The 6,983-nt window shown below is 66.2% G+C and carries 7 protein-coding genes; 3 read left to right on the top strand and 4 right to left on the bottom strand.

The genetic code is table 11. The annotated features are described in order from the left end of the window. The first annotated feature begins 171 nt into the window (after nt 1-171). Entirely contained in the window at nt 172-1,380 is a 1,209-nt protein-coding gene (gene kbl / locus AC5P56_RS17980; RefSeq protein WP_288494844.1) for a glycine C-acetyltransferase, read from the top strand. A 161-nt stretch (nt 1,381-1,541) separates the two neighbouring features. On the opposite strand, the gene AC5P56_RS17985 is transcribed toward kbl, so the two are convergent. The 4 genes from AC5P56_RS17985 to AC5P56_RS18000 all read right to left on the bottom strand — a co-directional run bounded on the left by AC5P56_RS17985 (nt 1,542) and on the right by AC5P56_RS18000 (nt 4,606). Then, the gene (locus tag AC5P56_RS17985; protein ID WP_005415439.1) at nt 1,542-1,877 is read right to left on the bottom strand and encodes a hypothetical protein; all 336 of its coding nucleotides are present in this window, start codon (nt 1,875-1,877) and stop codon (nt 1,542-1,544) included. Nucleotides 1,878-1,962: 85 nt separating this feature from the next. Further along, the gene (locus tag AC5P56_RS17990) at nt 1,963-2,769 is read right to left on the bottom strand and encodes a pseudouridine synthase (RefSeq protein ID WP_401732735.1); all 807 of its coding nucleotides are present in this window, start codon (nt 2,767-2,769) and stop codon (nt 1,963-1,965) included. A 20-nt stretch (nt 2,770-2,789) separates the two neighbouring features. Further along, nucleotides 2,790-3,296, bottom strand: a complete 507-nt coding sequence (locus AC5P56_RS17995; protein WP_014646073.1) for a hypothetical protein — start codon at nt 3,294-3,296, stop codon at nt 2,790-2,792. A 218-nt stretch (nt 3,297-3,514) separates the two neighbouring features. Further along, the gene (locus AC5P56_RS18000; protein WP_014646072.1) at nt 3,515-4,606 is read right to left on the bottom strand and encodes an OmpA family protein; all 1,092 of its coding nucleotides are present in this window, start codon (nt 4,604-4,606) and stop codon (nt 3,515-3,517) included. Nucleotides 4,607-4,963: 357 nt separating this feature from the next. On the opposite strand from AC5P56_RS18000, the gene AC5P56_RS18005 reads away from it, so the two are divergent. Continuing rightward, the gene (locus AC5P56_RS18005; RefSeq protein WP_049408097.1) at nt 4,964-5,983 is read left to right on the top strand and encodes a zinc-binding alcohol dehydrogenase family protein; all 1,020 of its coding nucleotides are present in this window, start codon (nt 4,964-4,966) and stop codon (nt 5,981-5,983) included. A 195-nt stretch (nt 5,984-6,178) separates the two neighbouring features. Further along, complete coding sequence (gene yczE / locus AC5P56_RS18010; RefSeq protein WP_014646070.1) at nt 6,179-6,808, top strand: membrane protein YczE; 630 nt, start codon at nt 6,179-6,181, stop codon at nt 6,806-6,808. Nucleotides 6,809-6,983 lie beyond the last annotated feature (175 nt).

Here is a 6,983-nt window from a genome sequence, read left to right on the forward strand (position 1 = left end):
GTGGAAGGCGGGAGCGGCCGGAGCGCGACAGCTCCGGTTCACGAATTCTTAACCACTTTGCTATTGCGATGCAACATGCGCTGCCCATGGCGATGCCCCATCCAGCCCGGTTGATGACCGGCGATGCCCGGTAGAATCAGCGGTTTCCCCGTTCAGAGCCGTGCCCACGCCATGACCGACGTCTCCTCCGCCCTGACCCGCCACTACGCCGAGGAACTGGACGCCATCCGCGCCCAGGGCCTGTTCAAGTCCGAGCGGATCATCACCAGCCCGCAATCGGCCGAGATCACCCTCGACGACGGCCGCAAGGTGCTGAACTTCTGTGCCAACAACTACCTGGGCCTGGCCGACCATCCGGACCTGATCCAGGCCGCCAAGGACGCACTGGATACCCACGGCTTCGGCATGGCCTCGGTGCGCTTCATCTGCGGCACCCAGGACCTGCACAAGCAGCTGGAGAAGCAGATCGCCGATTTCTTCGGCAAGCAGGACACCATCCTGTACGCGGCCTGCTTCGATGCCAACGGTGGCCTGTTCGAGCCGCTGCTCGGCGAGAACGACGCGATCATTTCCGACGCGCTGAACCATGCTTCGATCATCGACGGCGTGCGCCTGTGCAAGGCCAAGCGCTTCCGCTACGCCAACTGCGACATGGCCGATCTGGAAGCGCAGCTGCAGGCCGCCGATGCCGCAGGCTGCAAGACCAAGCTGATCACCACCGATGGCGTATTCTCGATGGACGGCTTCATCGCGCCGCTGGACGAGATCACCGCGCTGGCGAAGAAGTACAACGCGCTGGTACACATCGACGAATGCCACGCCACCGGCTTCCTTGGCGCTACCGGCCGTGGTTCGGCCGAGGTCAAGGGCGTGCTGGAGAAGATCGACATCATCACCGGCACTCTGGGCAAGGCCATGGGCGGCGCGCTGGGCGGCTTCACCTGCGCCAGCGCCGAGGTGATCGAACTGCTGCGCCAGCGCTCGCGCCCGTACCTGTTCTCCAACTCGCTGCCGCCGCATGTGGTGGCCGCCGGCATCAAGGCGTTCGAAATGCTGGCTGCCGCTGACGACATTCGCAGCACGCTGGCCGAGAACACCGCCTACTTCCGCGAGAAGATGACCGCCGCCGGTTTCGACGTGAAGCCGGGCGTGCATCCGATCAGCCCGGTAATGCTGTATGACGCACCGTTGGCGCAGAAATTCGCCGAGCGCCTGCTGGAAGAAGGCATCTACGCGATCGGCTTCTTCTTCCCGGTGGTGCCCAAGGGCCAGGCCCGCATCCGGACCCAGATCAGCGCCGCGCACAGCCGCGAGCACCTGGATCGCGCGATCGATGCGTTCACCCGCATTGGTGTCGAACTGGGCGTGGTCAAGGGCTGATCATGCCGGGGTCGGATCCCTTTCCTGCGGAAAAGGCCCTGACCCCGCTGGTCAAAGCGTGCCGACCAAGGTCGGCACCTACCGGGCTGGATGGCTGCCGACCACGGTCGGCACCCGCCGTGGCCTGAGGGCGTGCCGGCCCGGGTCGGCACCGCCAGGCGTCACTTCTTTTTCTTCTTGCCCTTCGGCTCTTCCTTGCTGGCCACCACTACCGGCTTGGCGGCGGCGTCCTGGCCGTTGCCCTTGGCAACGCGGATGCCGTTGGCCTTCATCCAGGCATCGAACTCATCGGCGGTCATCTTCTTGTCGCCGTTGCTCATCAGGAAGCGGTAACTGCCGCGACCATCCAGCTCCGGGGTCTTCACTTCCACCACCGGGGTCTCGGCAGGCGTTTCCGCCTTGGCCACCTTCTTGTGGCCGCCACAGGCGGCCAGCAGCACCATCGGCAGCAGCAGGCCTGCGCAGCGCAGGGTTTGGTTGAGGGTCGGGTGGTACATGGGCAGGCTCCGTTCGGGAAATTCAGCAACCAGGCGCCCCCTACGCCTGGAACGGTGGCCGGCGACTGCCGGCCGCGGGCGATGATCAGCCCGGTGCAGCGGCCCCCAGCCGCTGCTGGTCGCTGACCTCCAGCACCCGCCATTGCCCCTTGCCGAGATCGCCGAGCAGCAGCCCACCGATCGCGACCCGGACCAGGCGCAGCACCTGCAGGTCGAAGGCCGCCAACAGGCGGCGGATATGGCGGTTGCGTCCCTCGTCGAGGACCACCTCCAGCCATGCGGTTTTGTCGCCACTGCGCAGTACGCGCACGGCCTGGGCGACGAGGAACTCGCCCTCGTCCTCGACACCGGCGCGCAGCGCGGCCAGGGTGTCCTCATCGGGAAGACGATCCACCTGCACGTGATAGGTCTTCTGTGGGCCGGTCTCCGGATCGGTCAGGCGCGCCGCCCACTGCGGATCATTGCTGAACAACAACAGCCCTTCGCTGGCCTTGTCCAGGCGCCCGACCGGCGCGATCCACGGCAGGCCGGCACCATCGAAGCAGCGATACACCGTGTCGCGACCACGCTCGTCCTGCGCCGTGGTCACCACGCCGCGCGGCTTGTTGAGCACCAGGTACAGCCGCTGCGGCGCATCCATCGGCCGGCCATCGACTTCGATCGGCGGGTGCGGACTGGCAATCGGGAACTCGGGATCACGGATGATGCGGCCGGACACGCGCACGCGGCCATCGGAAATCCATCGCGCGGCCTCGCTGCGTGAGCACACGCCGGCCTTGGACAGCACGCGCGCCAGGCCATGGCGCACGCCATTGGAGACATCCGGAACCGCACGCCCACGCGGTGCGTGGGAGCGGGCAGCGGGGGCAGCAGGTGGGCGGCGCGTGCGCAAGCCTCTGCTCCCCGCCGCGCTTACTTCTTGTCGACCGGCTTGGTCTCAGCCGGTGCTTCGGCCGCAGCCGGAGTGGCGGCCGGAGCCGGACGCGCCTTGACCACACGCACGCCACGCGCCTTCATCCAGGCGTCGAACTCTTCGGCGGTCATGCGCTTGCCGTTCTGGCTCATGTCGAAGCGCCAGGGCGTGTTGTCGAATTCGGTCTGCGGCTTGTAGGCCGCCGGATCGTTCGGCTTCACCGCCGGTGCGCTCGGAATGGCCTTGGCGATGTTCTGGCACCCATCAATGCGCAGGCGCTGCAGCACCTGGTCCAGCGACTGCGACGGATCGTAGTTGCTGCTCAGCACGCCGGCCGGCATGCCCAGCTGGTTGCCACGGATGTAGAGCTCGTCGGCCACCGGCGCGATGGTCGTGGCCGGCAACGGCAGCGGCGAGGCGCTGGTGTTGACCGAGCAATCGACCGCAGCGTGGGCGGCGGGAACCAGGGCCAGCGCCAGGAAGGCGGCCGATGCAGAGCGCAGCATGAAGGGCATCCAGGAAAGGAAGTGACGCGGCGAGTTTAGCAATGCCGCGACAGCTTTCAAGCGCCACTTTCAATGAATACGGCAACTCATTGGTTTTATGGGCAAAATCCCGACGAACGGTTACTCCCGCGCCTGAAACGCCGGGTTCCGGACCGCAGAAACAACAAGACCCGGCCGAAGCCGGGTCCTGCTGTGTCCTACTGGCAGAGCGTCAGAACTTAGTTCTGGACGTTCAGCTCGGTACGACGGTTCTTGGCGCGACCTTCCGGGTTGTCCGAACCATCCGGGTTGGTGTTCGGAGCAATCGGACGGCTCTCGCCGTAGCCGATCGGGCCGACCAGGCGACCGGCGTCGACGCCGTTCTTGGTCAGGTAGTTGTACACGGCGGTGGCGCGACGCTCCGACAGCTTCTGGTTGTAAGCGTCGGTACCCTTCGAGTCGGTGTGACCGGCAACTTCAACGCGCAGATCCGGGTAACGCTTCAGGATCTCGGTGGCTTCGCTCAGGATCGCCACGGCGTCCGGACGCAGGTTCGACTTGTCGAAGTCGAAGTTGACGCCCTTCAGATCGATGGAGACCGGAACCGGGCAACCGTCCGGACCGATGGTCTGACCCGGCTGCGAGTTCGGGCACTTGTCGTCGCAGTTGTTGACGCCGTCACCGTCGTCATCCAGGTCGGCGCAGCTCGGGGCAACCGGAGCCGGAGCCGGAGCAGCCGCGACCGGAGCCGGGCCCAGCGGGATCACGACGCCGACCGAAGCCAGCACGTCGCCGAACCAGCTCTCGTCCTTGGCGGCGATGCTCTGGTCGTCGAAGTCAGCGCGGTAGGCCACTTCGGCGCGGACAGCAACACGCTTCTCGAAGGTGGTCTGCAGGCCGACGCCCAGCTTGGCGGCAACGTTGCCGTCCTTACGCTGGCGCGGACCGTTGTTGTCGATTGCAGCGTACTCTTCTTCCGACTTCTGGTAGCCCAGGCCACCGACGATGTACGGGTTCCAGCCGCGGCCTTCCTTGATGAAGTGGCGACGCAGGTCCAGCGAGACGCCGTACTGCGACCAGTTCAGGTCCTGGTTGCTGTCGAAGTTCGGGTTCTGGTAGTTCAGTTCACCGTCCAGCGACCAGTTCGGGCTGATGAACTTACCCAGGCCCAGGGTCACGAACGGAGCGTCATTGGTCAGACGGTCGCTGTCCTGGAAGTTGAAGCCGGCCGAACCGGTCAGGTACCAGCGGTCATCGAACTCCTGCGCCGAAGCTGCCTGGGCGAAAGCCAGGCCGCCCAGCAGCGCGGCAGTAAGGATCTTCTTGTTCATTGAGTACAGCTCCTATTTCGGGGGTATGAAACCGGTAGAGGCATGGGCCAGCACTAGTGCGTCGATGTACGACAGCCGATTCAGCACGCCACCGCCGCGAACATTATGCTCAGGCGGGTGAAGGCCATGTTAACAGTCCCGTAACATGTGAAGTGTTGCGCCCGACCGTCGACCGGTCCGACGTTGAAACCCTATACAGGATGATGAAAATCCGCAAGACCCACACGCTGCAAGGGTTTGACGGGGTTTAAGCGCGAAAACCGACATACTGCGCAGCACATTGCATCGCACGGTTCAGCAGGTTTGCGGAAACGTGAGGAACCTTATGATGGGATCACGAACCCAGCCGGAGCCGTGATGAAAGCCGTCGCCCTGAGTCGTGAATACGCACCTGCCCTGCGTGATGTCCTGCTGCCGCCGCCGCTGCCTCCTCGCGGCCGCGATCTGCTGGTGCGGATCGAAGCGGTATCGGTCAACCCCGTCGATGGCAAGCAGCGGGCCGCTACCGATCCGGCCACCCTTGAGGTTCCCCGGGTGCTCGGCTGGGACGCCGCCGGTGTGGTCGAAGCCATCGGTGACGAGGCCAGCCTGTTCGCCTCCGGTGACGAGGTCTACTTCGCCGGTGACGTTACCCGGCCGGGCTGCAACGCCCAGTACCAGTGGGTGGACGAGCGCCTGGTCGCCCGCAAGCCGACCACGCTCGATTTCGCCGAAGCCGCCGCACTACCCCTGACCACGCTGACCGCCTGGGAGCTGTTGTTCCAGCGCATGCCGCTGCATCTGGATGATCGCCGCCATGGCGGCCAGCACCTGCTGGTGATCGGCGGTGCGGGAGGCGTGGGCTCGATGGCGATCCAGCTGGCCCGCCATGCCGGCTTCGAGGTGATCGCCACCGCCTCGCGCGAGGCCTCGATCGACTGGTGCCGGCAGATGGGGGCCACGCATGTGATCGACCATCGGCAGCCGCTGCAGCCCCAGCTGCAGGCACTGGGCATCGACGCAGTGCAGGTGGCGCTCAACCTGGCCGACACCGATCACTACTGGGACGAACTGGGCCAGCTGCTGGCACCACAGGGCCATGTCGGCCTGATCGTGGAGCCGCGTGGCGCACTGCGCATCGGCGATCCGTACAAGGCCAAATGCATCGGCATCCATTGGGAGTTCATGTTCGCGCGCTCGCGCTTCGCCACCGCCGACTGCATCGAACAGCATCGCATCCTCAGCCGCGCCGCCAGCATGATCGATGCCGGCCAGCTGCGTGGCACGCTCAGTGAAACGCTGGGCACGATCAATGCGGCCAACCTGGACATCGCGCATCAGCGCCTGGCCAGCGGGCACACGGTGGGCAAGCTGGCGCTGGTGGGCTGGGACAACTGACGCCGTGATGTAGGCCGAGCCCACGCCAGGCTGCTACGCCTGCCGCCACCAGCAGAGCACGGGCGCGGCCCTGCTCAACCGCCCGCCTGCAGGATCGGCGCTGCCTGTACCAGCGGATTGGCTGGGATCTGTATCTATGGGCTCAAGGAAATCAGGGATACGGTGGAAACAGATCTCCCCTCCCCCGAGCCCACCATGCCTACCGCCCTGCCCCTGCGCCTGCTGCAACTGATCACCGGCCTGTTCCTGTATGGCTTCGGTGCCTCGCTGATGATCCGTGCCGCCATCGGCGTGGCGCCCTGGGACGTGCTGTCGCAGGGCATCGCCGCACAGACGCCGCTGTCCTTCGGGCTGGCGACCAATGTCATCGGCGCACTGGTGCTGTTGCTGTGGTGGCCACTGCGCCAGAAGCCGGGCGTCGGCACGGTGCTCAACGTGATGCTGATCGGTCCCTCCGCACAGTTCGGGTTGTGGCTGCTGCCACCGGCCATCGGCGTGGGCTGGCAGCTGGCGATGTTCTGTGCAGGCATGCTGCTGGTCGCGCTGGCCACCGGCCTGTACATCGGCGCCCGCCTCGGCCCGGGACCGCGCGATGGCTTGATGACTGGCCTGCATGCCCGCACCGGTTGGCCGATCTGGAAGGTGCGCAGCCTGATCGAAGGCAGCGTATTGCTGCTGGGCTGGTGGCTGGGCGGCAATGTCGGCCTCGGCACCCTCGCCTTCGCCCTGCTGATCGGCCCGCTGTGCGGCGTCACGCTGGGCTGGTTCGGGATCGGCCGCCCCCCGGTCGTACCCGCCGCTGCCCGGCAGCCGCAATCGCCCTGAGCTTCCCCGTATGCCGGCCAGCGGCCGGCACTACCGCCCCCGGAGTTCGGGGGCAGCGCCGCAGGCGCGGGGGGGTGGAGGCCGGTAAGTGGGGCCCGCGATTCGCGCAGCGAAACGCGGGAGCGACAGCACGCATGTGCCGAGCGTACCCGGCCAGCGGCCGGCACTATCGCCC

It is taken from the genome of Stenotrophomonas sp. YJH_SMC_131, assembly GCF_059367975.1.

Bases quoted from the DNA above. Each gene is read 5' to 3' on its own strand.
- AC5P56_RS17985 (WP_005415439.1), bottom strand. From the start codon at position 1,877: ATGTACCACCCGACCCTCAACCAAACCCTGCGCTGCGCAGGCCTGCTG.
- yczE (WP_014646070.1), top strand. From the start codon at position 6,179: ATGCCTACCGCCCTGCCCCTGCGCCTGCTGCAACTGATCACCGGCCTG.
- AC5P56_RS17995 (WP_014646073.1), bottom strand. From the start codon at position 3,296: ATGCTGCGCTCTGCATCGGCCGCCTTCCTGGCGCTGGCCCTGGTTCCC.
- AC5P56_RS18000 (WP_014646072.1), bottom strand. From the start codon at position 4,606: ATGAACAAGAAGATCCTTACTGCCGCGCTGCTGGGCGGCCTGGCTTTC.
- kbl (WP_288494844.1), top strand. From the start codon at position 172: ATGACCGACGTCTCCTCCGCCCTGACCCGCCACTACGCCGAGGAACTG.
- AC5P56_RS18005 (WP_049408097.1), top strand. From the start codon at position 4,964: ATGAAAGCCGTCGCCCTGAGTCGTGAATACGCACCTGCCCTGCGTGAT.